Genomic DNA, 25,781 nt, shown 5'->3' with positions numbered 1-25,781 from the left:
CATCTCATGCTATTCTCTGTGCCCTTCTTCGCCTGCCCGCCCGGCCAGGTTCGTTTGTATATTCACAGGAGTTGACCGCATGTCATCCAACGCCGCCCCGGCCCGTATCGCCATTGTCATGGGTTCCAAAAGTGACTGGGCTACCATGCAGTTCGCCGAGGAAATTCTTAACAGCCTGGATGTTCCCTTCCACGTTGAAGTGGTCTCAGCTCACCGTACGCCCGACAAACTGTTCAGCTTCGCGGAAACCGCCGCCGACAACGGTTTTCAGGTGATCATCGCCGGTGCTGGCGGTGCCGCCCATTTGCCGGGCATGCTGGCCGCGAAAACGCTGGTGCCGGTGCTGGGCGTGCCAGTGCAAAGCGCGGCGCTGAGCGGCGTCGATAGCCTCTACTCCATCGTGCAGATGCCGCGCGGTATTCCGGTTGGAACGCTGGCGATTGGTAAAGCCGGTGCCGCCAACGCCGCCCTGCTGGCGGCACAGATTCTTGCGATCCACGACAGCGCGCTGTCAACACGCATCGCCAACTGGCGTCAAACGCAAACCGATGAAGTGCTGAACAACCCGGATCCGCGGGAGGACGCATGAAGCCGGTTTGCGTACTAGGTAATGGTCAGTTAGGCCGCATGCTGCGCCAGGCCGGTGAACCGCTGGGCATCGCGGTGTATCCGGTGGGGCTGGATGCAGAACCTTCTGCGCTGCCGATCGCCGAAAGCGTGATTACCGCCGAGATTGAGCGCTGGCCGGAAACCGCGTTAACCCGCGAACTGGCGAGCCATCCGGCCTTTGTGAATCGCGATATTTTCCCGCGCCTGGCCGATCGTCTGACGCAAAAACAGCTGCTCGATCAGCTGAACCTCGCCACCGCGCCGTGGCAGCTGCTGGCCGATAAAGCCGAGTGGCCAAACGTGTTCAGCACCTTGGGCGAACTGGCGATTGTGAAGCGTCGTACCGGCGGCTATGACGGCCGCGGTCAGTGGCGCTTGCGCGCCAACGAAACCGATGCGCTGCCGGATGAGTGCTACGGCGAATGCATCGTTGAGCAAGGCATTAATTTCAGCGGCGAAGTGTCGCTGGTCGGCGCGCGTGGACACGATGGCAGCACGGTGTTTTATCCGCTGACGCATAACCTGCATCAGGACGGCATTCTGCGCACCAGCGTGGCTTTCCCGCAGGCCGATGCCGCACAGCAACAGCAGGCAGAAGCGATGCTCAGCGCCATCATGCATGAGCTGAAGTATGTTGGCGTGATGGCGATGGAGTGTTTCATTACGCCAAAAGGTCTGCTGATCAACGAGTTAGCACCGCGCGTGCACAACAGCGGTCACTGGACGCAGAATGGCGCGTCAATTAGCCAGTTCGAGCTGCATCTGCGTGCGGTTTTGGGTTTGGCGCTGCCAAAACCGGTGGTGTTTGCGCCGTCGGTGATGGTGAATCTGATTGGTACCGATGTGAATCTGGCGTGGCTGCAACAGCCGCTGGTGCATCTGCATTGGTACGACAAAGAGGTGCGTGAAGGCCGCAAGGTTGGGCATCTTAATCTGACCGATAGCGATCATGGTCGTCTGGCGTCAGCGCTGAATGCGCTGGTGCCGCTGCTGCCGCAAGCGTATGCGAGCGGGATTGCGTGGGCGGTTGAGAAGCTTTGATTAGCCAGGTCGCCATGAATGGCGACCCTACGTAGATTGATGTGATTTTGCCGAACGCGCATTCCTGTGGGGTTTTCGTAGGGTGCGCATTAATGCGCACCTGGTTACGCCACCATCGACAATTTAGGCACTGAAGCTTCTGAACAGCGCCTTCTGTTTTAACAGTCGAATGCCCAGCCAGGCGCCGCACAGCGAGAGCAGCAGCGCGCCGCCGATCGGCAAGGCGATCCACAGCGTCCAGTCTGGCTGCCACGGGAAATCGAAGATCTTGCGCTGCAAGCCCCACAGCGCCGCTTCCGCGCCCAGCGCCGCCGCAATCCCCGATACCACGCCAAGCAGCGCAAACTCGCACCATAACGTGCCGCGCAGCAAGCGCTTGCTGGCACCGAGCGTGCGATAGACCACCAACTCCTGCCGACGCTGACGCATGCCGACCTGAATCTGCGCCAGCAGCAGCAGCACGCCGCATACCGTTACCAGCACCACCATCACTTCCAGCGCCTGACTCACCTGCGTCAGCACCTGACCGATCTGGCGCATCATGCTGCCGATATCCAGCAGGCTCAGCGTCGGGAATGCGCGATTAAGTTGCGCCAGCAGCGCCGGATTGCTCTCCATGCGGAAGCTGGTCAGCCAGGTTTGCGGCTGTTGATCGAGCGCGCCCGGCGGGAAGATAAAGAAGAAGTTCGGCCGCAGACTTTCCCAATCCACCTTACGCAAGCTGGTGATTTTGGCGCTGAACTGCTGCGTGTCGCCACTGAAGGTCAAGGTATCGCCGAGCTTCACGCCGAGGCGATCCGCCAGCTCTACTTCCATCGACACTTCACCAGCCTGCGGCGGCCAGTTGCCAGAGATCAGCGGATTGTGATCCGGACGCTCTGCTTGCCACGTCAGATTGAGTTCGCGATTTAGCGCGTTATCCAGCTTGGGATCGGCCTCTTTGCCGTTCAGTTCGGTCAGGCGCGCACGCACAATCGGGTAGAAGGTTTCCGGCTTAAGCTGATGCTCACTCAGGAAGTCGCGCACCTGTGGCACCTGCTCTTTGGTGATGTTCAGCAGGAAATAGTTCGGGCTATCCGGCGGCAGTTGTTGTTGCCAGCGATCCAGCAGATCGCCGCGCATCACCAGCAGCAGCGCCAGCAACATAAATGACAGCGAAAACGCCGCCAGTTGGCTGAGCGTCATCGCCGGTTGACGCAGCAGACGGTTAATCGCCAGGCGCAGCGCCAGATTGCGCACCACCAACCGACGCAGCAGCAGCAAGGTGCCCCAGCCGAGCATCGCCAGCAATAACGCCAACATCACCACGCCCGCCAGCAACGCCCACAACATTTTACTGCCGCCCATCAGCAGCGCCAGCAAGCCAATCACCACCAGCGCCATCGCGGGCAGATAGATGCGCAGCGGCCAGACGTTCGCCACCGCATCCCGCCTCAGTACGCGCAGCGGTTGCGTCGCCATCAGCAAGCGATACGGACGCAAACCCACCAGCAGCGAAATCACAAACATCGCGCCAATCGCCCACAGCCACGGCCAGAAACTCGCCGCAGGCAGCGCGCCCGGCAGCACCGGTTTCAGCATCAGCAGCAGAATCACTTCAATGCCCTGCCCCAACGCGCTACCAACAATCGCCGCCAGCAGCAGCACCGCCAGCCATTGACCGATAATCAGCCGCTGCAGCGCTTTACGGGTTGCGCCCAACGTTTTCAGCACCGCCACCAAATCGTAGCGACTGCGGCAGTAATGACTCATCGCCACCGCTACCGCAGCAATCGCCAGCATCAGCGTCAGCAAAGCCGATAGCAGTAAAAATTGCTGCGCGCGCTGCATTGAGCGGCCCAGCGCATCTTCCGAGTTATCAACGCTGATCCAGCGCTGATCGGCTTTCAGCTGTGGTTCGATCCAGCTGTCATAGCGCGCCAGCGGTGCCGGTTCGCCGGAGAATTTGTAGCGCCAGCTCAGGCGACTGCCCGGCTGCACCGCGCCAGTTTTCTCCACGTCAGCCAGATTCATCAGCAGACGCGGCGCGGTCTGGAACGGATTGAAGCCGCCATCCGGCTCCTGAATCACTTCACCAGCAATGCGCAGCGTGGTGTCGCCGACATCCACGCTATCACCCACTTTCAGATTCAGCAGCGCCAGCAAACGCGGCGCAGCCAACACCGTGCCCGCTTGTGGACGCAAGCCTGGCGGATCGGTTTGCAGCGTGCCAAACATTGGATAGGCATCATCCACCGCTTTAACGTCCGCCAGCTGCGGCGTCTCTTGTGCGAACGTCATGGTCATAAAGTGCAGCTGGCTGCTAACCGACAGCCCTTCTTCACGCGCTTTATTCAGCCACGCGTCCGGCGCGGGCGAGGTGGTGCGCAGTGTGCGATCCCCCGCCATAAAGTCGCGGCTCTGCTGGCTTAAGCCTTTCTCCATACGATCGCTGATCGATCCCAACGCCAGCACGCAGGCCACCGCAAGGGTGAGCGCCATCCAGACAATCAGCAGCGAGGGCGAACGCCACTCGCGCCAGAACCAGCGCCAAATCATGACTCCTCCCACAACTTGCCGTCGCGCAGCCGTAAGCGGCGGTCGCAGCGCGCCGCCAGTTGTTCATCGTGCGTCACCAGAATCAGCGTGGTGGCAAAATCGCGGTTGAGGGAGAACAGCAGATCGGCGATGCGATCGCCGGTTTTACGATCGAGGTTACCGGTGGGTTCATCGGCAAACAGTAAACCGGGACGGCCGCTAAAGGCACGCGCCAGCGCCACACGCTGCTGCTCGCCGCCAGAAAGTTGGGCCGGCAGATGATGCAGACGATCTTTCAAGCCCAATAAAGTAAGCAACTCCATCGATTGCGCACGGCTTTCGCGATCGCTGTCGCCACGCAGTAGCGCCGGCAGCTGCACGTTTTCCAGCGCGTTCAGCGTCGGCACCAGCATAAAAGATTGAAATACAAAGCCCACTTCACGCGCGCGCAGCGCTGCACGTTGCTCTTCGTTCATGCTGTGCAGCGGCTGGCCAAGCAGATGCACTTCGCCGCTGCTGCCGTCATCCAGTCCGGCCAGAATGCCCAGCAGCGTGGATTTGCCAGAGCCGGACTCACCAATCAGGGCGATGGTCTCAGCTGGTTTGACAACCAGCTCAACTCCGGTAAGGATGGTCAGCTGATGCTCTCCCTGACCGACGGACTTAGTAAGATGATGAACTGCAACAATGTTTTCCGCTGGCATTATCCCTTCCTGTTGTTATTGCTTCTGCTGGTGTCCCGCATCGCCGCCGCCGATACCTTGCTGGTATTGGGCGACAGCCTGAGCGCCGGGTATCGCATGTCGGCCACGGCGGCCTGGCCGAGCCTGCTGAATAAAGAGTGGCAACAGCAGCCCAAAGTGGTGAACGCCAGCATCAGCGGAGATACCGTAGGCCTTGGGCTGGCACGTTTACCGGGCCTATTAAAACAGCATCAACCCCGCTGGGTGTTAATCGAATTGGGCGGTAACGATGGCCTGCGCGGTTTCCCGCCGCAGAATATCACCGCCGATCTGACCAAAGTGATCGACGAAGTGAAAGCCGCTAAGGCACAGCCGCTGCTGATGCAGATTCGTCTACCGGCCAATTATGGACGTCGTTATACGGAGGCGTTTAGCGCGATCTATCCGCGCCTGGCACAGCAGTACGACATTCCTCTGGTGCCCTTCTTTATGGAGCAGGTCTACCTGAAGCCGGAGTGGATGCAGCAGGATGGAATTCACCCCAATCCGGATGCTCAGCCGTTTATCGCCAACCTGATGGCGACCGAACTGGCTCCGTTAGTAAAGCATGATTAATGCAGACGCGTGATTTTTAACGGGTAAAAAAATGCAAAGAACTATTCTTATCACCGGCTGCTCGAGCGGCATTGGTTTGGTCGCCGCGAATGACCTTTTATCGCGCGGCTATCGCGTGCTGGCCGCCTGTCGCCGCGCCGACGATGTGGCGCGCATGGAAGCGCTGGGATTTATTGGCGTGCAGCTGGATCTGGATGATGCCGCCAGCGTCGATGCCGCCGCCGATCGCGTGCTGGAACTCACCGATCATCGCCTGCACGCGCTGTTTAACAACGGCGGTTTTGGTCAATATGGGCCGCTCAGTAGCGTTTCGCGTCAGCAGTTAGAGAAGCAGTTTTCCACCAACCTGTTTGGCACCCATCAACTGACCATGCGCCTGCTGCCCGCGCTGCAAGCCAGCGGCAACGGACGTATCGTTAATACCAGCTCGGTGCTGGGACTGATCTCCACGCCGGGACGCGGTGCCTATGCCGCCAGCAAATGGGCGCTGGAAGCCTGGAGCGATGCGCTGCGTCTCGAAGTGCGCGACTCAGGCGTGCGCGTCAGCCTGATTGAGCCGGGCCCGATCAGCACCCGTTTCACCGATAACGTGCATCAGGGCCAGCAGGATAAACCGGTGCGCAATCCGGGCATCGCCGCGCGTTTTACCCTGCCGCCAGAAGCGATTCTGCCGAAGCTGCGCCACGCGTTAGAGAGCAAGCATCCGCGCCTGCGCTATCCGGTGACGCTGGTCGCCTGGGCGATGAGTCTGCTGAAACGCCTGCTGCCAGGTTGGATACTGGATCGCATTTTGCGCAGCAACTAAGCTGCAACGCAGAATCAAACTTGAACCGGGGCAGCTTGCCCCCATATCCTCAACACACTTTCTGACAAGAGACGTATTCATGTCACACGCTTTGATTATCGACATCAACGAATCCAACCTGCAGCAGACCTTAGAACAGTCGATGCAGCTGCCGGTGCTGTTTTATTTCTGGTCCGAACGCAGTCAGCACTGTCTGGAACTGACGCCGGTGCTGGATCGCCTGGCGCAGGAGTATGCGGGTCAGTTTATTTTGGCGAAGCTGGATTGCGATAAAGAGCAGATGGTGGCATCGCAGTTTGGTCTGCGCTCCATTCCAACCGTTTACCTGTTCCAGAACGGTCAGCCGGTGGACGGCTTCCAGGGACCGCAGCCGGAAGAGGCCATTCGCGCCCTGCTGCAAAAAGTGTTGCCGCGTGAAGAAGAGGTTAAAGCGCAGCAGGCGATGCAACTGATGCACGAAGGCAAACCGCTGGAAGCGCTGCCGCTGCTGAAAGACGCCTGGCAGCTGAGCAACAAAAACAGCGAAATTGGTTTCCTGCTGGCGGAAGTGCTGATCACTCTGAATCGCAGCGACGAAGCCGAAACCGTGTTGGATGCGGTGCCGCTGCAGGATCAGGACACGCGCTATCAGAGCCTGGTTTCACAAATCGACCTGTTAAAACAGGCCGCCGATACACCAGAAATTCAGCTGTTGCAGGAGCAGTTAGCCAGCGATCCAACCAATGCCGAGCTGGCTGCTAAACTGTCGTTACAGCTGCATCAGGTTGGTCGCAATGAGGAAGCGCTGGAGTTGTTGTTCAGCTTCCTGAAAAGCGATCTCAGCGTCGGCGACGGCCAGGTGCGTAAAATGTTCCAGGAGATTTTGGCCGCACTCGGCACCGGCGACACCCTCGCCACGCGCTATCGCCGCCAGCTTTACTCGCTGCTGTACTGATCGGTACCGCGCGTTAAACGGGCCGAACGACTCGGCCCGACAATCTGACAGCCAGGAGGTTATATGTTAACGGTAATTCCCGTCATCATTGTGCTCGCACTCGTTACCGTGTGGGCCGGTGTAAAAATTGTTCCACAAGGTTATCAGTGGACGGTAGAGCGCTTTGGCCGTTATACCAAAACGCTGGAGCCAGGCCTCAATCTGCTGGTGCCGTTCATGGATCGTATTGGTCGCAAAATCAATATGATGGAACAGGTGCTCGATATCCCTTCGCAGGAAATTATCTCCAAAGACAACGCCAACGTCACTATTGATGCGGTGTGCTTTATCCAGGTTGTAGATCCGGCGCGCGCCGCCTACGAAGTCAGCAATCTTGAACTCTCGATCCTCAATCTGACCATGACCAATATCCGCACCGTGCTCGGCAGCATGGAACTGGATGAGATGCTGTCGCAGCGCGACAACATCAACACGCGTCTGTTGCATATCGTCGATGAAGCCACCAATCCGTGGGGCGTGAAAATCACCCGTATCGAAATCCGCGATGTGCGCCCGCCACAGGAATTGATCGCCGCGATGAACGCGCAGATGAAGGCGGAACGTACCAAGCGCGCCGACATCCTTGCCGCAGAAGGCGTACGTCAGGCGGCGATTCTGCGTGCCGAAGGTGACAAACAGTCGCAGATCCTCAAAGCCGAAGGTGAACGCACCTCCGCTTTCCTGCAAGCCGAAGCGCGCGAGCGTCAGGCTGAAGCGGAAGCCACGGCGACGCGCATGGTTTCTGAGGCGATAGCCGCCGGCGATATTCAGGCGGTGAACTACTTCGTGGCGCAGAAATACACCGACGCGCTGCAAAAAATTGGCGAAGCCAACAACAGCAAAGTGGTGATGATGCCGCTGGACGCTAGCAGCCTGCTCGGTTCAATTGCCGGTATCAGTGAGTTGCTGAAGGAGAGCCGGACGGAGCGCCGACCATGATCCTGATGGAGCTGATTGCGCATCCACATTGGTTCTGGCTGACGTTGGGCGGCCTGCTGCTGGCCGCCGAAATGCTCGGTACCAGCGGTTATCTGCTGTGGAGTGGCTTAGCCGCCGTCGCGGTGGCGCTGATTGAATGGTTGTTTCCCATTTCATGGACCAGCCAGGGCATTGTGTTTGCGGTGATGACGCTGCTCAGCGCGTTTTTCTGGCATCGTTGGATGCGCTATCGCGAATCGTCGCAGGTCGCCAACACGCTTAACCAGCGCGGCAATCAGTTAATGGGCATGCAGCTGACGCTGGATAACGCGCTAAAAAATGGCCTTGGTCACGTGCGTATCGGCGACAGCAGCTGGCGCGTGCAAGCAGATAGCGATCTGCCAGCGGGCACGCCAGTGATTGTCACCGGCGTAGTCGGCATTACGCTGATGATTCAGCCACGCTTTCCATCGGCCTGATGGCAGCAACCGGCCAGATGATTGATGATCGGGCACTCGGCGCTGTCATCGCCGGGACAAGCTTCCGCCAGCTCCAGCAAGCGCGCGCGCATCGCATGTAACTCTTCAATGTGCGCAGCAATCTCGTCGGCTTTCTGCAAGGTGCGCGCTTTCACATCGGCGCTGTGGCGCGCGGGATCGTTGAACAGCGTCACCAGTTCACGGCACTCTTCCAGCGTAAATCCCACCTGACGCGCCTGACGCAGCAGATTCAGCTCATCAATATGATGCGCCGCATAATGACGATAACCATTGTCGCTGCGCGACGGCGGCGTCACTACGCCCTTCTCTTCGTAGAAGCGGATCGCTTTGCTGGTGAGTCCGGTTTTTTTTGCCACATCGCTGATGTTCATTTTTCCCCCTTGACCTTCCATTCAGGGGAAGGTTTAGGCTTTAGTTCTAATGCAAATTTTGCATGCAGTCAAAATCATTACCTGAGGAGTTAACCATGTCACATACCCAACTGCTGGCGCTGGACGGCTTGTCCTGCGGCCACTGCGTTAAACGCGTTAAAGAAGCGCTGGAGCAGCGCAGCGATGTTGAACAGGCCGACGTCACGCAGCAAGAAGCGCGCGTCACCGGTGAGGCGAGCGCCAGCGATCTGATCGCTACGGTTGAACAAGCCGGTTATCACGCAGCACTAAAAGACGGCGCAACCAGCCCAAAGCCTGATCCGTTGACAGCTACAGAGCCGCCGCCGGAGGCGCTGACAACGGAGTCGCAACCGGCACCATCCACTGAAGCGGTGCATCACTTACTGATAGGCGGCATGAGCTGCGCCAGCTGCGTGAGTCGCGTGGAACAGGCGCTGCAAAAGGTGCCGGGCGTCAGTCAGGCACGCGTCAATCTCGGTGAGCGCAGCGCGCTGATCATCGGCGATGCAAGCGCCGAAGCGCTGGTGAGCGCTGTCGATCAGGCCGGTTATTCCGCTGAAGTGATCGATGACGAACAAACCCGGCGCGAGCGCCAGCAGATCAGCGCGCAGCAAGCCATGCGCCGCTTTAGCTGGCAATCAGCGCTGGCATTGCTGCTCGGCGTGCCGATGATGATTTGGGGCATGCTCGGCGACAACATGATGCTGAGCGCAGATAACCAAACGCTGTGGCGCACGCTTGGCGTCATCACCTTGCTGGTGATGGTGATTGCTGGAGGGCACTTCTATCGCAGCGCGTGGCGCAGTTTGCGTCACGGTACCGCCACCATGGATACGCTGGTGGCGCTGGGAACCGGCGCGGCGTGGCTCTACTCGATGAGCGTCGCCCTGTGGCCCGAATTCTTCCCGCATCAGGCGCGTCATCTCTATTTCGAAGCCAGCGTGATGATCGTTGGTCTGATCAATCTCGGCCACGCGCTAGAGCAGCGCGCACGCCAGCGCGCCTCGAAGGCGCTGGAACGATTACTGGATTTAACCCCGGCGCAGGCGCGGGTCATTAGCGATCAAGGTGAAACGCTGCTGCCACTCAGCGAAGTTAAGTCCGGCATGACACTGAAACTGGTGACCGGCGATCGCGTCCCGGTGGACGGTGACGTTGCCAGCGGCGAAGCCTGGCTGGATGAAGCGATGCTGACTGGTGAAGCGGTGCCGCAGGCCAAACAGCAGGGCGATAAAATCTTTGCTGGTACACTGGTGCAAGACGGCACGCTGCACTTTGTTGCGCGCGCCACCGGCAGCCACACCACGCTGGCGCGCATCATCAATCTGGTGCGCCAGGCGCAAAGCAGCAAACCGGATATTGGCCGGCTGGCCGATCGCATCTCCGCGGTATTTGTACCGGTGGTCGTGGCGATCGCGCTGCTAAGTGGTTTGATTTGGTATCTGGCGGGTCCGCAGCCGCAGCTGGCTTACACGCTGGTGATTGTGACGACGGTGCTGATCATCGCCTGCCCTTGCGCTTTGGGTTTAGCTACACCGATGTCGGTGATTGCAGGCGTCGGGCGCGCCGCAGAGCTGGGCGTGCTAGTGCGTGACGCCGATGCGCTTCAGCGGGCCAGCGAAGTCGATACCATTGTGTTTGATAAAACCGGCACCCTGACACGCGGCACGCCGCAGGTCAGTGATGTCGTGCTGTATGGCGATTGGAATCGCGAACAGGTGCTCAGCGCGGCGGCGCAGATGGAGCAAGGCTCCAGCCATCCTCTGGCTAAAGCGATCCTCGATGCTGCGCCAGCGGTGAACGCCGAAGCGGTTAAGCAATTTCGTACAATACGCGGCAAAGGTATCAGCGCTACAGTGGCCGACAGAACGCTGCTGCTGGGAAATCAGGCGCTGCTGGATGAGCAGCAGATTGATTATCGCGCCGCGCAGGCCGACATCGAACGCTTCGCCGCACAAGGCGCAACACCGGTGCTGCTGGCCGATGATCAGCAGCTGCTGGGATTGATCGCACTGCGAGACAGCTTACGTCCGGAGAGCAAAGCGGCGCTGCAGCGTCTGCATCAGCAAGGTTATCGCCTGATTATGCTGACCGGCGATCACCAAAAAACCGCGCAGGCGATTGCCTCCGAAGCAGGTATGGATGAAGTGATTGCCGGCGTGTTGCCGGATGGCAAAGCGCAGGCGATTACGCAGCTTCAGCAGCAAGGCCGCAAAGTGGTGATGGTCGGCGATGGCATCAATGATGCGCCCGCGCTGGCGCAAGCCGATGTCGGCATTGCCATGGGCGGCGGCAGCGATGTGGCAGTAGAAACCGCCGCCATGACGTTGATGCGAAACGATCTGCACTGCGTCGCCGATGCGCTGTCGATCTCCAGCGCCACACTGCGCAATATGCGGCAAAACCTGTTGGGTGCCTTTATTTATAACAGCCTGGGGATTCCAATTGCGGCGGGCGTGCTCTATCCGTTTACCGGCATGCTGCTAAGCCCGATTGTTGCGGGCGCAGCGATGGCGCTGTCATCGATTACCGTGGTGAGCAACGCTAACCGTTTGCTGCGCTTTAAGCCCGCGCAACGGCAATAGCCATTACAGCCCTGTTTTTCATCGGATGAAATCGCTAGCATGGTTTTTTGCCTTAAAAAGGACAGGGAATGAGACACGGTCTGTGGCACAGCATCCAACAACGGATCGCGACCCTTTTCCCGGCCAGTTACAGCTGGCCGGCGATGGATATTCAGCTGGGCGATCGTCGTTTGCATCTGGCGGGCAGCATTCACATGGGCACGCGCGATATGCAGCCGCTGCCTGCCGGGCTGTTGCGCCAGCTGCATAAAGCCGACGCGCTGATTGTCGAAGCCGATATCACTCAAGGCGGATCGCCGTTCAGCAATGATGATGAACATCCGCCGCTGGCCATGCGGCTCGACGACGAGGTGCTACAGCGCTTACAGGCCTTATGCGATGAGCTTTCGCTGTCATTGAGCCTGTTCGATACGCTGCCGTTCTGGCAGATCGCGCTGATGTTGCAGGCGCAACAGGCGCAGCGGCTGGGATTGCGTCCGCAGTTTGGTATCGATTATCAGCTGTTGCAGGCGGCCAAAGCGGCCAACAAACGCGTTATCGAGCTGGAAGGTCCGGAAACGCAGATCGCCCTGCTCAAATCGCTGCCGCAGGATGGCTTGCCGCTGTTGCTGGATACGCTGGAACACTGGCATACCAACGCGCGTCTGCTGCAAACCATGATCAGCTGGTGGCTGGATGCGCCGCCCACCCAGCAACCGGTCGCGCTGCCAACCACTTTCAGCAGCGAGCTGAACGACACACTGATGCGCAATCGTAATCAGCATTGGCGCGAGTTGCTGCTGGCGTTACCAAAAGGGCGTTATGTGGTGGCGGTGGGCGCGTTGCATCTTTACGGCGACGATAATCTGCCGGATTTGCTGAAGGGTTAACGTATTGGTCGCCATAAATGGCGCCCCTACAAAAACGCACCAAACATCCGTAGGTCGCCATTAATGGCGACCTACACTCCAGATGTGCTCAAAATACAAAAAAAGAAGGCCAATAATTATATTGGCCCGTCAAAGAGGAATTTGTTTATGATTTTGGTTATCACCAACAATCTCTTGCTGGCGCGGGCCAATTCTCGCGCAAAGTTCAGAATTTCGCCACTGTTTTTCCATCAAAACTGAAATAAGAATTTTCCTAACAAGGACCGATCATGACGCCTGCGGTAAAACTTCTGGAAAAACAAAAAGTCACCTTTACCCTGCATCCGTACGACCACGATAGCCATGAAACCAATTTTGGTGATGAAGCGGTGCGTAAGCTGAATCTGGATGCGCGTCAGGTGTTCAAAACCTTGCTGGTGTCGCTCAACGGCGATGCCAAAGCGCTGGCGGTTGCGGTGACGCCAGTCTCAACCCAGCTGGATCTAAAAAAGGTCGCCAAAGCGCTGGGCGCGAAGAAAGCGGATATGGCTGATCCGCAGCTGGCACAGCGCGTAACCGGTTATCTGGTGGGCGGCATCAGCCCGTTAGGACAGAAAAAACGTCTGCCAACGGTGATCGATCAGCAAGCGGCGGAGTTTGCCACCATCTTTATCTCCGGCGGCAAACGCGGCTTGGATCTGGAGCTGGCCGCACAAGATTTGTCTCGCCTGCTGGACGCGCCGCTGGCCGACATCGCGCGGCGCGATTAATCAGGCTGCTGGGCGCAGAGTTGATCGATCATCCAGCGCCCGGCCGGTCCCGGCGGATTACGTCGTGACCACACCACATCAACCGCAATATGCTGCGGCCAGCCCGGCACCGGCAACTCCTTCAACACCTGATGCCCAAACTGCTCCACCAGCCAGCGCGGCAATATACTCCAGCCAAAACCCTGCTCCGCCATCTCCAACAGCAACAAATAAGATGGCGCCGACCACACGCGTCCGGCGGGCAAAGGGTCGCGATTTTGCACCCACGTATTGAGCCGCAGCTGACGTAATTGGCTTAGCTGCTCGTCACTCACCTGCTCCAGCTGCGATAAAACATGATCCTGATGCAGATAGATCGCCATCTGCGCGCCGACCTGTAAACGCGCCATCGCCAAATCGGTCGGCAGCTTCGGCTGCGCCCGCACCACGCCAAGATGCACGCGTCCAGCCTGTAACAGATCGAGTACATCTTCATCCTCGGCGATCATGCATTCGAAGGCGATCTCGGGATAAAGCTCAGCAAAACGGGTGAGCAAAGTGACGTGATGATCGGCTTGCCAAAAGTCGGAAATTGCCAGACTCAGACGCGGCTCGACGCCATCGGTAAGGCATTCAGCCAGTTCGTCCAGCCGCTGACTGGCGGCCAGAATTTGCTGTACCTGCGCAAAGGCGCGCTGACCATATTCGGTTAATACCGGATTACGTCCGCTGCGATCAAACAGCGTGAAACCGAGATCATCTTCCAGATTCGCGATCGCGTTACTGATGGTGGACTGGCTTTTAGCCAACGCGCGCGCCGCCGCTGAAAATGATCCACTGGCCACGGTTTGCACAAACGCCTCCAGGGATTCCGGGGAATACTTCATGGTGAACCATCGCTTTTATCGATAGGTGATCATTTTATCTTAGCATCACACAGTGCGAAAATGCGGGTTATCACTAATAAGGAGGTTTATATGCGTACCCGTTCGCTGAAAGAACGTTTTTGTCATGCCGCAGGCTTTGAAGGGTTGGCACTTATCACTGTTGCGCCGCTGGCTGCCTGGATCATGGAGAAACCGCTGTTTCAGATGGGCGCGCTGGCGATTATGCTGTCGACCGTCGCCATGCTGTGGAACATGATCTATAACAGCGGTTTTGATCGCATCTGGCCACCGCAGGTCAAACGCGGATTCGGTTTGCGCGCGATGCATGCGCTGGGCTTTGAAGGCGGTTTTATCCTGATCGGCTTGCCGATTGCCGCCTGGATGCTGAATATTTCGCTGCTGGAAGCCTTTGTGCTGGAAGTGGCGTTCTTCCTGTTCTTCCTGCCCTACACCATGGTTTACAACTGGATGTGGGATAAGTTGCGCCACCGTTGGGTGACGCAGAAATCCTGTCAGGCGTGATGTGCATTTGCAAAGCGGTCGCCATGAATGGCGACCCTACGTGCGCAACGTTCAATGTTGTGCGGCGCGCGGCCAGATCCACGCCAGAATCATCTGCGGATAGCTTGGCTTGCGCTGCTTCTCCTGCGCTTTGTTGCGATCTTCAATTTGCGCCGCCGTCAGATGCACAATTCCGCTCGGTTGATAATCACTCACTTTTAAAGGCGAATGCTGGCTGACGTAGTCACGCAGCACATCCGCATCGCGCTGCCCGCTGTTGCTGAAACTGGCATGAGTTTCCATGTTCGGATAGCCGTCGCCGCCGCTGGCGTTAAAGCTGTTGGTCGCCATGCGGTAGGTTTTATCCTTTTGCAACGGTTCGCCATTAATCTTCACGTCGCTGACGCCTTTGCCATCCGCCACCAGGCTGATGTTGCTGAACTGCGCGAAGCCGCCGGAATCCACTTTGATATTGGCCACCGTTGCCAGATAACTCAGCAGCTCATTGCCGCTCAGCGTAACTGAGACAACCTGATTGCCGAACGGCTGCACCTGCAACAAATCGCGCCAGCTGAGATTGCCCTGCGCCAGCGACGTACGAATGCCGCCGCCGCTCATCACCGCAAAGTCCGCTTTGGTTGCCGCTATTTGCGCGCGCAAAATCAGCTGCCCAAGATTGGTTTGCTCAAAGCGTACTTTGTCGCGCTCGCCCACAAACACGCCGTCGCTGCTGCCAACTTTAACATCCAGCTTCTTGCCGGCACGCAGCTGGAAAGGCGTTAACAGCTTCATCATCGCGCTGTTCGGCGGGATCTCTTCCTGCCAGGTGAGCCAGGATTCGCTGCCATCAAGATTCTTCACTTTGTGCTTGAGGTTGACCGGGATCAGCTGGTAATTCTCCAGCGTCAGCTCGCCATTGCGGAAGGTGAAGTCGCCGCGTCCAACAAATTTGCCCCACTCTTTCGCCTGCATGATCCACACGCCGTTTTGACGATCCGGCTGGCAAGGCTGGCCCGGCTGATAATCTTTTACGCTAACGTTCTCTTTCTCCATGCACACCGCATCCTGCGAATGGCCACCAATGATCACATTGATGGTGCCCGGCGGCAGGCTGCGCGCCAGCTCAACGTCGCCCGGCGCATTGCTGCCGTGCTGGCCGTCGTCGTAATGGCCCATGTGCGTCAACGCGATAATCACGTCAGGCTTTTCGCTGGCGCGTAATTCCGCCACGGCTTTCTCGGTCTCTTTCACCGGATCGCGAATATCAATGGTCGCAATATTTTCTGGATTGGAAATACGCAGCGTGTCGGTGGTGGTCAGGCCGATCACCGCAATCTTCAGCCCCATGCGGTTAAAGGTCGCCCACGGCTTGAATAAGCGTGTGTCGGTGCCTTTTTGATAGATGTTGGCCGAAAGGAAAGGAAACTTGGCCCACTTCTGCTGCTTTTGCAGCACGCTGATCGGTTTATCGAATTCGTGATTACCCAGCGCCATGGCGTCATAGCCCACCAGGTTCATGCCGCGAATGTCGGGTTCAGCATCCAGCATGTCTGACTCGGGCACGCCGGTGTTCACATCGCCTGCCGACAGGATCAGCGCGCCGCCACCTTTGGCCTGCACATCGTAGCGCTGTTGATCCATCAGCGTTTTCTGCGCAGCGAGGCCATATTCGCCCTGCGCGTTGGTCCAGTAGCGACCGTGATGATCGTTGGTGTGCAGAATACTAAAACGATAACTGCGATCCGTTTGCCACGCCTGCGCCAACATCGGCAGCAGTAACACTGTCAGCGCCAGCCAGCGCCCCTTTCGCGGTGATAAAAACAAAGCCGATCTCCTTATTCTGCGTTTTTCCACTGAGCGGTGGACTTAATGTGCGTTATCGCCCTTCTGTTTCGCACAGATGGCTGGCTAACTCAAGATGAAACTGGCAAAGCATCAATCAAACAAGCTGCAAAACCGCCTGGCGCTTAATTGGATAACCCAATTCTACGTTTGGCGGCGACTTTATCGACTTAGGACCGCTTTAACCGCAACAACACCTGCTGCGAAGCCAGTTTCCCGTCGCAACTATTTTTCCGCGCCACCCTTCATTCTGCGTATTTCCAGCCGATATAGTGAGATAACTGACGAAAATGGAGCTTCAGCTGCGTTTTAGTCTCATTTTTTCAATTTAGTGCGTTTTTACCGCTCAAATGTTTAAACGCGGTAAGTGATTGTGCATTACACTAGGTTGTTACAAGCGGATACATTTGCACACAAGGAGACAGGCATGCATCACACCACACCGTTGATCACTACCATTGTCGGGGGGCTGGTCCTCGCATTTCTCCTTGGTATGCTGGCAAACCGCCTGCGCATCTCACCGCTGGTCGGTTACCTATTAGCTGGCGTATTAGCCGGCCCTTTCACACCAGGCTTTGTTGCGGATACCAACCTTGCTCCAGAACTGGCTGAACTCGGCGTAATTCTGCTGATGTTCGGCGTCGGTTTGCACTTCTCGCTGAAGGATTTGATGTCGGTAAAGTCTATCGCCATTCCTGGCGCCATCGCGCAAATCGCCGTGGCAACGCTGCTGGGAATGGGACTTTCCTGGACAATGGGCTGGTCGTGGATGACTGGTCTGGTATTTGGTCTGTGTCTTTCCACTGCCAGTACCGTGGTGCTGCTGCGCGCGCTGGAAGAGCGTCAGCTGATTGATAGCCAACGCGGGCAAATCGCCATTGGCTGGTTGATCGTGGAAGATTTGGTGATGGTGCTGACGCTGGTGCTGCTGCCAGCGATTGCGGGCATGCTGGAACAAGGCAACGCCAGCCCAACGCTGCTGTTGTGGGATCTGCTGCTGACCATCGGTAAGGTCGTCGCCTTTATGGTGCTGATGATGGTGGTAGGCCGTCGCGTGGTGCCGTGGATTCTGGCAAAAAGTGCCGCGACCGGTTCGCGTGAGCTGTTTACCCTTGCGGTGTTAGCGCTGGCGCTCGGTATCGCCTTCGGCGCCGTTGAATTCTTTGACGTCTCCTTCGCACTCGGCGCCTTCTTTGCCGGCATGGTACTGAACGAATCTGAACTCAGCCACCGCGCGGCGCATGACACCTTGCCGCTGCGTGATGCGTTCGCCGTGCTGTTCTTTGTGTCGGTCGGCATGCTGTTTGACCCAATGATCCTGATCGAACAGCCGCTGGCTGTATTGGGCGCGCTCGCGATTATCGTACTGGGCAAATCCATTGCCGCCTGGCTGCTGGTAACGCTGCTTGGCCATTCACGTCGTACCGCGATGACCATTTCGGTGAGCCTGGCGCAGATTGGTGAATTCGCCTTTATTCTGGCCGGTCTCGGCATCTCGCTCGGCATGCTGAGCGAGGAAGGGCGCAATCTGGTGCTGGCGGCGGCGATTCTCTCCATCATGCTTAACCCGATTCTGTTCAGCGTGCTGGAACGTTATCTCGACAAAACCGAGACCATCGAAGAGCAGACGCTGGAAGAAGCGATCGAAGAAGAGAAGCAGATTCCGGTGGATATCTGCAATCACGCGGTGCTGGTTGGTTATGGCCGTGTCGGCAGCCTGCTGGGGCAAAAACTGTTGGAAGCGGATGTGCCGCTGGTGGTGGTTGAGAACTCGCGCCCGCGCGTTGAAGCACTGCGCGAGCAAGGAATCAAGGCGGTGCTGGGCAATGCGGCGCGCGTCGATACCATGGATCTCGCCCGTCTCGACTGCGCCCGCTGGCTGCTGCTAACCATTCCAAATGGCTACGAAGCCGGTGAAGTGGTGACGGCGGCGCGCGAGAAGCGTCCGGACATTGAGATTATTGCGCGTGCGCATTATGACGATGAAGTGACCTACATTATGGAGCGCGGCGCGAATCGCGTGGTGATGGGCGAGCGTGAGATCGCCAACAGCATGTTGCATGTGCTGGAAGAAGAGATTGCGCAGAACCCGATTGTGCGTGAGTGCCCGATTTAAGTGAGTGCGGTCTTTGGGAAGGTCGCCATTAATGGCGACCCTACGTTTTATCTGTCCCAGTATGACTCTTCTAAGCTGTCTTCCCGCTCCGGCAGGCCGCGCGTCAGACGCGGTGAATGCTGATTCAGCACCTGATAACTTACCCGGTTGGCGTATTTACACACCTGTGCCAGTGACGAATAGGTCAGGTAGGCGCGGCCGTGTTTGCTGGAGTTAGGCACTTTTTGGCGGTGGAAGTTGTTGGCGGTGATGTCATGCAGCAGCGCCGCCAGCGCACCATCGCCCGCGCCGTTAGTGTTCATGATCTTCTCTGGCCCGCCCATATAAGGCGCAATATGTGAGAAGATGCGCAGCGGCTGATCGCAATCCTTGTGGCGCATCGCGCGGCTAAATTCATATTGGTTGAATTCAGCCAGCGCGCCCGGCAGCAGCGGATGATTGGTTTTACGTTTGTACTCTTCTTCGGTGAAACCGGCCATGTATAAACCGGTTGGCCCGGCGGTGCACAGCACCAAATCCACCCAATCCAGCGCCATATTCGACGCCAGCAGCGGATCCTGTTCGCCAGTCAGCGCAAAGGCTTCTTCTTCGTTCATCGCCACAATCGACACGTGATCGCGCAGGAAATCGCGCCAGAACTGCGGGTTATCCTGAATCACATATTTGGTACCGAGCGTCAGCACCACCGGCACATTGTGCTTTTTGGCGTATTCGATAGCGCGCAAGGTGGCTTCCGGCATCGGTTCGCCCGGCTGGCAGCGCACCAGATAGGAAGTCAGCACCAGCGCCGATGCGCCTGCAATCACCTCTTCCGGAATGCTGTTGGCCTGCAGCTGGTTCATCAAGCCGGGACTGATGGCGAAAGTACGTTCGCCCTGCTCGCCAATCAGCGTGAAGCAGCGGCCAATCGCGCCATCGACGCCCTGCAGGAAGTTGAGATCCATGCGGCTGGAGGTGTTGCACAGGTAGCGATAAGCGTAGCCGCCGATTTGGATGTTATTGCACATCACGCCGAGCAGCACCGAGCGATCATCCGCCAGCACCGAGTAGTTATGCAGGGTATTTCCGATGGTGCCACCGGCAAATTGATGGCTGATAAGCTCTTCGCGCATCAGCTCGTTGTAGAGCGCCTCGGCGGTGGCATCGTCGATCACCAGCGAGTGACCGGCGCTTAAGCCGTAACGCTGCAGAAAGTCGTCGTCGACTTTAGCTTCAATATCCACCAGCGTCTGGTCGATACCCACTACCCAACTGCCCTCTTCCTGCTCTTGCTGCGTGGCTTGCAGCAGCGGATCGCGCGCGTTGACGGGGAAATAGTGTTTGGATTTGCGTTTGCCGGGAAATTTCATCGAGAGTGCCGTCAGGGAAAATCAGGCAGAGAATGATATCACACTCTCTGCCACACCCTTAACGGCGCGCGTTGACCAGCTGCACCATCATTTCAATGTGTTCAGCATCGTCATTGAGCGCAGGAATGTACTCGAACTTTTCGCCGCCAGCATGCAGGAAGATCTCGCAGTTCTCACCGCTGATCTCCTCGAGCGTTTCAAGGCAATCCGCCGCAAAGCCCGGACTCATCACCTGCACGTGCTTGATGCCTTTCGCCGGCAAGCTCTTCATGGTTTCGTCGGTATACGGCGTCAGCCACGGCTCGCGACCAAAGCGCGACTGGAAGGTCATCATGATCTTGTGCGGCGCAATACCCAATGCCGCGGCCAGCGCGTCGGTGGTGTCTTTGCAGCGCAGCGGATAATCATCGCCTTCATTGGCGAAACGCTGCGGAATGCCGTGATACGACAGCACCAGCAGATCCGGTTCGCCATGCAGCGCAAACGAGCGCTCCACCGAGGCTTTCAGCGCGGCAATGTAAGCCGGATGCTCTGCATAATCGCGGATAAACGCCACTTCCGGCAGTGAACGCAACGGTTTAAAGCTGGTGGCTAAGCCGTCCCAGACTGCGGCAACCGTCGAGCAGGAGAACTGCGGATAGAGCGGCAGCACGATGAGTTTGGTCACACCTTGATCCAGCAAGCGCTTTAACGCGCTGTCGAGGCTTGGCTGGCCGTAGCTCATGCCAAGTTCAACCGGCATATCGAGGCGCTGCGCCAATGCGTCACGTTGACGCTTGCTGAACACCATCAGTGGTGAACCTTCATCCATCCACACGGAAGCATAAAGTTTCGACACGCGTGGCGAACGGAAAGGCACGATGATGAAATTGAGAATCGGCCACCACAATAAGCGCGGTGTATCAACCACTCGTGGATCGCCGAGGAATTGTTTCAGATAGCGTTTAACCGCAGGTGTTGTGGGTGCGTCTGGTGTGCCTAAGTTAACCAGCAAAACCCCGGGCTTTTCTTGCCTCATTGTATTTCCTTGATGTCGAAACGAATGGGTCGAATGCAAAATCAGGGGGAAATTGTAGCGGAAATCGAGGGAGGGGAAAGCAATTGCTGCAAAAGGGCCGGACAACCGGCCCTATCAACGCATTAACCGAGAATCGTGGCCAATTGCGTGCTCACTTCAGCGACAGGACGGGTGCCGTCGATTTTGTGATATTCGGTGTTGCCGTCTTGCGCTTCTTTGCCGTAGTAGGCAATCAGCGGCGCGGTCAGCTGATGGTATTCCACCAGACGCTTACGCACGGTCTCTTCCTGGTCATCTTTGCGCGTGGTCAGCTCTTCGCCGGTCAGGTCATCTTTACCTTCCACTTTCGGTGGATTGTAAGTGACGTGATAAACGCGGCCTGATGGCGTGTGTACGCGACGACCAACAATACGATCCACAATCAGCTCGTCCGGTACAGCGAACTCCAGCACGTAGTCAACCTTGATGCCCGCTTCTTTCATGGCGTCAGCCTGCGGGATGGTGCGTGGGAAGCCATCGAGCAGAAAACCGTTTTTGCAGTCTTCCTGAGTGATACGCTCTTTAACCAGCGCTATCACCAGCTCGTCAGTCACCAGTTTACCGGCATCCATGATCGCTTTTGCCTGTTGGCCCAGTTCCGTACCTGCTTTAACTGCCGCACGTAACATGTCACCGGTGGAGATTTGCGGAATACCGTATTTCTCCATGATGAATTGAGCCTGAGTGCCTTTACCTGCGCCCGGAGCTCCGAGCAGAATAATACGCATTGCGTAATTCCCCTTGCGAATCGCATTGTTCAATCTGAGAAGGCGAAGAACATACCATTATGACCCGCGCACCACAAGGAAACGGGCGCGCTCGCCACGAAAGGTCTACTTTGACCTGCTTTGTCAGCAAATACCAGCAGAGTGCCCGTTTTTAGGAATCACGGCTAAGCATGAGTACGTCTTTAAGACGTTTTTTCAGTACAGGCGTGACGTTCTGCTGTTTGTTGACGCCGCCGCGCACGTCGGCGCGCAAGCGTAAACACGCCTGTTGCGGCAACACCTGAATATCCTGCGGCAATTGACTGGCATTGAGGCCGTTCGGCAGCGGAAAAAGCGCAAAGGGTAAACCCGGTTGCTGAATGGAATGCAGGATGAAAGGCGAGTCGAGTGCGATATTTTCCACCATCGCAATATTGAACGGACGCCATTCGCTGTCCTCCATCATCGTCAGCGCCTGTTCTGGTGCGTCACGAAGCGCTAATCCTTGCTCAAACAGCCGCAGTTCGCTGCGCACTAGCGTGCTGAAATCGGCGGTGCGCAACGCAATCAACACCAGATCGCCGCATAATGCCGCGTGACGATCAAGGCGAGCAACAAACAGGCGCGCATCGCTCACCAGTCGCTTATGTAGCTGCGTGGCAAACGACTCCGACGCATCGGTAACGCCGTGGCTTTGGCATTCGCTTAGCGCCCGCACCCGACCTTGCTGCATATCAACATGATCCACCAACGCAATATTGCCCGCCGTCATCGGCAAAGTGGGCAGCACGCTGAGTTCGCTGACCGGATGGTGCGAGGCATAGCGCGTTTGATTACGTGATTGTTCCTGACGGAGAAAAAGCTGGGAAAGCAGCACCCGCGAGATATGCAAAGAGGGTGCGAAGAAAAGATCGTAGTTTTCAAGCCGGTAATGACGGGAAAGCAAGCCGCGAAGCTTATCGCGCGCCGCCGCCGCCCTGGCAGTAGCAAGTTGTGGAGCCATCGCGTGATAGGTCTCTTATTATTGTGCTGTGTGTGGGAGGTGAAACCTGCGGTGATAGTCGGCTTGAAACACAGAGAGCCGGAGCCGTCAACCCGCCAGAATCTGGGGGAAAGGTTAGGCCAATGCGGCTGGACATTAAAATGATATAAACTGACAATCCCTGTTAGGTTTTTACACAGGGGACGAGTATGACCGCGCTTCCATCGTTACGTGCACTGCACTATTTCCACCAGGCGGCACTGTATAGCAGTTTTAGCGTGGCGGCCGAACGTCTGCATGTCACCCATAGCGCCATTAGCCATCAGGTTCGACAGCTGGAGAGCTGGATGGGTAAGCCGCTGTTTGTGCGCACCAATGGACGCGTCAAATTAACCTCACACGGTGAACGTTTGCTGGTGAGCTGTCAGAAAGCTTTTAGCGAACTCTCAACTACCTGCGAAAGCATCCGTACCGGCATGCGCCATCACCTCAGCGTCTCCTGCGCGCCCAGCTTTCTCTCACAATGGCTGATTCCGCGTATCGCCAGCTTTTATCAGCGCTATCCCGATATAGAAGTGCAGTTTCAGTCGCTGGTGGAGATCGACCAACTGCGCAGCGAGCACACCGATGTGCTGATCCTCAGCGCCGAGCAGTCGCCGGATGACGATATTGATGCCACTTTGATCAGCGATGATTACATCGGCCCGCTGTGCGCCCCGCAGTTTGCTGCCCGTTTTCAGAGCGAGCAGGATCTCGCCTCGCTGCCGTTGCTGCACGCCGATACGCGGCTGCATGCGTGGGCCGAATGGGCGAAAACCAGCGGCGTGCGCGGCAATTACTGGATCGGCAAGCATTTCGATAATTTGACGTTAGGCATTCAGGCAGCGAGAAACGGATTGGGCGTGATTATGGCGCCGCGCTTGCTGGTGCGTCAGGAGTTGAGTGACGGCACCTTGATTGCGCCGCTGGGCTTTGTGCGCGTCGATCGCGCGACGTTGATGATGACCAAGACTTCGCGCCAGCACGATGCGGAGATTACCTTGTTTCGCGATTGGTTGCGGGATCAGGCGCAGATTTAAGAGCAGATAATAAAAAGGTCGCCATGAATGGCGACCCTACGAAGGCGAATGTAGGGGCGTCATTTATGACGCCCTTGCCAATTACCGCACAGGCTTAAGCCGTCAGCAACTGGTTCATGCGACGGATAAACTGGTTGGGATCGTCCAGCGTACCGCGCTCAGCCAGTAGCGCCTGATCCAGCAGCAGCTCAACCCACTCGGCAAAGCGCGTTTCGTCCTGGGTGTCGGCCACGCGTTTCACCAGCGTGTGATCCGGATTGATCTCGAAGATGTACTTCACTTCTGGCACATCCTGACCCGCTGCGGCAAACAGTTTCGCCATCTGCGTGGTCATTTCGTTGGCATCGGTGGTGACGATCGCTGGCGTATCGGTGAGACGATGCGTCAGACGCACCTCTTTCACGCGCTCGCCCAGCAGGGTTTTCACGCGCTCAACGAACGGCTCCAGCGCCTTCTCCGCTTCTTTCTGCTCTTCGGTCTCTTCGTCGGCCAGTTTGCTCAGCGAATCATCCGCTTTGCTGACTGACTGGAAGGTTTTTCCGTCGAACTCGGTGAGGTAGCTCATCATCCATTCGTCGATGCGATCGGAGAGCAGCAGCACCTCGATGCCTTTCTTGCGGAACAGTTCCAGATGCGGGCTGCTCTTCGCGGCGGCATAGCTGTCGGCGGTGATGTAGTAAATCTTATCCTGACCTTCCACCATGCGCGTCAGGTAGTCGTCGAGCGAAATGGTCTGCTCGGCGCCTTCGCTCTGGCTGGTGGCAAAACGCAGCAATTTGGCAATCTGTTGCTGGTTAGCATTGTCTTCGGCTGGACCTTCTTTCAGCACCAGACCGAACTCTTTCCAGAACTGCTGATATTTTTCTGCGTCGTCTTTCGCCAGTTTTTCCAGCATCTGCAGGCTACGCTTGGTCAGCGCGGCACGCAGGCTTTGGGTCACGCGGCTGTCCTGCAGGATTTCACGCGACACGTTCAGCGGCAGATCGTTGGAATCTATCAGACCGCGCACAAAGCGCAGGTAGTTCGGCATGAACTGCTCAGCATCGTCCATGATGAATACGCGCTGCACGTAGAGTTTCAGGCCATGCTTGCTGTCGCGATTGAACATGTCAAACGGCGCGCGTGATGGCAGATACAGCAAGCTGGTGTATTCCTGCTTACCTTCCACGCGGTTGTGACTCCAGATCGCCGGATCGCTAAAATCATGGGCGATATGTTTGTAAAACTCGTTGTACTCGTCGTCGCTGATCTCGGACTTGTTACGCGTCCACAGCGCCTGGGCTTTGTTGATCTTTTCCCAGGTGGTGGTGTCGCTCTCTTCGTCTTTGCTTTCAATCTCCACCGGCAGCGCGATGTGATCGGAGTATTTGCTGATCACGTTACGTACACGCCACGCATCAAGGAAATCGTCTTCGCCTTCACGGAAGTGCAGCGTGATTTCGGTACCGCGATCGGCTTTCTCAATCTCCGCCAATGTGTATTCGCCTTCGCCGGCAGATTCCCAGAACACCGCTTCATCGGCTTTAGCGCCAGCGGCGCGGGTGCGCACGGTAACTTTATCCGCCACGATGAACGCCGAGTAGAAGCCCACGCCGAACTGGCCGATCAGCTGGCTGTCTTTCGCCTGATCGGAGCCCATGGATTCGAGGAAGGATTTGGTACCGGATTTCGCGATGGTGCCGAGGTTCTCAATCACCTCATCACGGCGCATACCGATGCCGTTATCGCTGAGCGTCAGCGTGCGGTTTTCCGGGTTGACCGAGATACGTACGCGCAGGTCGCCGTCGCCTTCATACAGATCGGGCGTCGACAGCGCGCGGAAGCGCAGTTTGTCGGCGGCATCTGAAGCATTGGAAATCAGCTCGCGCAGGAAAATCTCTTTATTTGAATAGAGCGAATGGATCATCAGGTGCAGAAGTTGTTTTACCTCTGACTGGAAGCCACGCGTCTCTTGTCCTTTCATGGTCATTGCTACCTCAACTGAATCGGGGTTGATGATACGTTGAGAGAGAAATGGGGATGAAGG

The 25,781-nt window shown here is 57.3% G+C and carries 23 protein-coding genes; 13 read left to right on the top strand and 10 right to left on the bottom strand.

The features are described from left to right. The first annotated feature begins 79 nt into the window (after window positions 1–79). Together purE and purK are read left to right on the top strand one after the other, a co-directional pair. Window positions 80–589, top strand: a complete 510-nt coding sequence (gene purE / locus ACXIZX_RS04515) for a 5-(carboxyamino)imidazole ribonucleotide mutase (RefSeq protein ID WP_008103823.1) — start codon at window positions 80–82, stop codon at window positions 587–589. Further along, entirely contained in the window at window positions 586–1,650 is a 1,065-nt protein-coding gene (purK, locus tag ACXIZX_RS04510) for a 5-(carboxyamino)imidazole ribonucleotide synthase (RefSeq protein WP_479403660.1), read from the top strand. Before purE ends, purK begins: the two co-directional genes overlap by 4 nt. Window positions 1,651–1,773: 123 nt before the next feature. On the opposite strand, the gene ybbP is transcribed toward purK, so the two are convergent. Further along, complete coding sequence (ybbP, locus tag ACXIZX_RS04505) at window positions 1,774–4,188, bottom strand: putative ABC transporter permease subunit YbbP (RefSeq protein ID WP_479403659.1); 2,415 nt, start codon at window positions 4,186–4,188, stop codon at window positions 1,774–1,776. Next, the gene (gene ybbA, locus ACXIZX_RS04500) at window positions 4,185–4,871 is read right to left on the bottom strand and encodes a putative ABC transporter ATP-binding protein YbbA (RefSeq protein WP_479403658.1); all 687 of its coding nucleotides are present in this window, start codon (window positions 4,869–4,871) and stop codon (window positions 4,185–4,187) included. The genes ybbP and ybbA overlap by 4 nt, the downstream gene beginning before the upstream one ends. Between ybbA and tesA the strand changes: the two genes are divergently transcribed. From tesA to ACXIZX_RS04475, 5 genes are all read left to right on the top strand, one after another. Then, on the top strand, window positions 4,839–5,465 hold the full coding sequence (gene tesA / locus ACXIZX_RS04495; protein ID WP_479403657.1) for a multifunctional acyl-CoA thioesterase I/protease I/lysophospholipase L1: 627 nt from the start codon (window positions 4,839–4,841) through the stop codon (window positions 5,463–5,465). The two genes, ybbA and tesA, sit on opposite strands and share 33 nt — an antisense overlap. Window positions 5,466–5,496: 31 nt before the next feature. After that, window positions 5,497–6,270, top strand: coding sequence for an SDR family oxidoreductase (locus tag ACXIZX_RS04490; protein ID WP_061717430.1), 774 nt, complete (start codon window positions 5,497–5,499; stop codon window positions 6,268–6,270). Between the two features lie 79 nt (window positions 6,271–6,349). Further along, window positions 6,350–7,204 (top strand): co-chaperone YbbN, encoded by an 855-nt coding sequence (locus ACXIZX_RS04485; RefSeq protein ID WP_008103837.1) that lies wholly within the window; start codon window positions 6,350–6,352, stop codon window positions 7,202–7,204. A gap of 63 nt (window positions 7,205–7,267) precedes the next feature. Beyond that, a complete protein-coding gene (locus tag ACXIZX_RS04480) occupies window positions 7,268–8,182 on the top strand; it encodes an SPFH domain-containing protein (protein WP_008103839.1) in 915 nt (304 codons plus the stop codon). Then, on the top strand, window positions 8,179–8,640 hold the full coding sequence (locus ACXIZX_RS04475) for an NfeD family protein (protein ID WP_008103840.1): 462 nt from the start codon (window positions 8,179–8,181) through the stop codon (window positions 8,638–8,640). Before ACXIZX_RS04480 ends, ACXIZX_RS04475 begins: the two co-directional genes overlap by 4 nt. Here the strand turns inward: ACXIZX_RS04475 and cueR are convergent. Continuing rightward, window positions 8,616–9,032, bottom strand: coding sequence for a Cu(I)-responsive transcriptional regulator (gene cueR, locus ACXIZX_RS04470; RefSeq protein WP_061717431.1), 417 nt, complete (start codon window positions 9,030–9,032; stop codon window positions 8,616–8,618). The genes ACXIZX_RS04475 and cueR overlap by 25 nt on opposite strands. Before the next feature lie 95 nt (window positions 9,033–9,127). Between cueR and copA the strand changes: the two genes are divergently transcribed. The 3 genes from copA to ybaK all read left to right on the top strand — a co-directional run bounded on the left by copA (window position 9,128) and on the right by ybaK (window position 13,256). Further along, complete coding sequence (gene copA / locus ACXIZX_RS04465) at window positions 9,128–11,638, top strand: copper-exporting P-type ATPase CopA (protein WP_479403656.1); 2,511 nt, start codon at window positions 9,128–9,130, stop codon at window positions 11,636–11,638. A 68-nt stretch (window positions 11,639–11,706) separates the two neighbouring features. After that, the gene (locus tag ACXIZX_RS04460; RefSeq protein WP_323272547.1) at window positions 11,707–12,507 is read left to right on the top strand and encodes a TraB/GumN family protein; all 801 of its coding nucleotides are present in this window, start codon (window positions 11,707–11,709) and stop codon (window positions 12,505–12,507) included. 269 nt (window positions 12,508–12,776) lie between these two features. Beyond that, complete coding sequence (gene ybaK, locus ACXIZX_RS04455; RefSeq protein ID WP_008103849.1) at window positions 12,777–13,256, top strand: Cys-tRNA(Pro)/Cys-tRNA(Cys) deacylase YbaK; 480 nt, start codon at window positions 12,777–12,779, stop codon at window positions 13,254–13,256. Here the strand turns inward: ybaK and ACXIZX_RS04450 are convergent. Beyond that, window positions 13,253–14,122, bottom strand: a complete 870-nt coding sequence (locus ACXIZX_RS04450) for a LysR family transcriptional regulator (protein WP_008103852.1) — start codon at window positions 14,120–14,122, stop codon at window positions 13,253–13,255. The genes ybaK and ACXIZX_RS04450 overlap by 4 nt on opposite strands. Before the next feature lie 90 nt (window positions 14,123–14,212). Between ACXIZX_RS04450 and ACXIZX_RS04445 the strand changes: the two genes are divergently transcribed. Then, window positions 14,213–14,644: a multidrug/biocide efflux PACE transporter gene (locus ACXIZX_RS04445; RefSeq protein ID WP_008103853.1), complete on the top strand. Its 432-nt coding sequence runs from the start codon at window positions 14,213–14,215 to the stop codon at window positions 14,642–14,644. A 51-nt stretch (window positions 14,645–14,695) separates the two neighbouring features. Here the strand turns inward: ACXIZX_RS04445 and ushA are convergent, their stop codons facing one another. Next, window positions 14,696–16,447 carry a bifunctional UDP-sugar hydrolase/5'-nucleotidase UshA gene (gene ushA, locus ACXIZX_RS04440; RefSeq protein ID WP_479403655.1) on the bottom strand — a complete coding sequence of 584 codons (1,752 nt, stop codon included), beginning with the start codon at window positions 16,445–16,447 and terminating at the stop codon, window positions 14,696–14,698. A 445-nt stretch (window positions 16,448–16,892) separates the two neighbouring features. Between ushA and ybaL the strand changes: the two genes are divergently transcribed. Then, complete coding sequence (gene ybaL, locus ACXIZX_RS04435) at window positions 16,893–18,581, top strand: YbaL family putative K(+) efflux transporter (RefSeq protein ID WP_154191792.1); 1,689 nt, start codon at window positions 16,893–16,895, stop codon at window positions 18,579–18,581. A 47-nt stretch (window positions 18,582–18,628) separates the two neighbouring features. Here the strand turns inward: ybaL and ACXIZX_RS04430 are convergent, their stop codons facing one another. The 4 genes from ACXIZX_RS04430 to ACXIZX_RS04415 all read right to left on the bottom strand — a co-directional run bounded on the left by ACXIZX_RS04430 (window position 18,629) and on the right by ACXIZX_RS04415 (window position 22,697). Further along, complete coding sequence (locus tag ACXIZX_RS04430) at window positions 18,629–19,930, bottom strand: inosine/guanosine kinase (protein ID WP_008103861.1); 1,302 nt, start codon at window positions 19,928–19,930, stop codon at window positions 18,629–18,631. A 58-nt stretch (window positions 19,931–19,988) separates the two neighbouring features. Next, window positions 19,989–20,948, bottom strand: a complete 960-nt coding sequence (gene hemH / locus ACXIZX_RS04425) for a ferrochelatase (RefSeq protein WP_154153565.1) — start codon at window positions 20,946–20,948, stop codon at window positions 19,989–19,991. A 122-nt stretch (window positions 20,949–21,070) separates the two neighbouring features. Continuing rightward, window positions 21,071–21,715 carry an adenylate kinase gene (gene adk / locus ACXIZX_RS04420; RefSeq protein WP_061717437.1) on the bottom strand — a complete coding sequence of 215 codons (645 nt, stop codon included), beginning with the start codon at window positions 21,713–21,715 and terminating at the stop codon, window positions 21,071–21,073. 151 nt (window positions 21,716–21,866) lie between these two features. Further along, entirely contained in the window at window positions 21,867–22,697 is an 831-nt protein-coding gene (locus tag ACXIZX_RS04415; RefSeq protein ID WP_479403654.1) for a DUF6024 family protein, read from the bottom strand. Window positions 22,698–22,885: 188 nt separating this feature from the next. On the opposite strand from ACXIZX_RS04415, the gene ACXIZX_RS04410 reads away from it, so the two are divergent. After that, on the top strand, window positions 22,886–23,755 hold the full coding sequence (locus ACXIZX_RS04410) for a LysR substrate-binding domain-containing protein (protein ID WP_008103869.1): 870 nt from the start codon (window positions 22,886–22,888) through the stop codon (window positions 23,753–23,755). A gap of 94 nt (window positions 23,756–23,849) precedes the next feature. Here ACXIZX_RS04410 and htpG read toward each other — a convergent pair whose 3' ends face one another. Then, window positions 23,850–25,724: a molecular chaperone HtpG gene (htpG, locus tag ACXIZX_RS04405; protein ID WP_154153571.1), complete on the bottom strand. Its 1,875-nt coding sequence runs from the start codon at window positions 25,722–25,724 to the stop codon at window positions 23,850–23,852. Window positions 25,725–25,781 lie beyond the last annotated feature (57 nt).

This window comes from Candidatus Pantoea symbiotica, assembly GCF_056491525.1.
The sequence above is the reverse complement of the archived record's forward strand: the minus strand, read 5'-3'. Positions and strand labels throughout refer to the sequence as shown.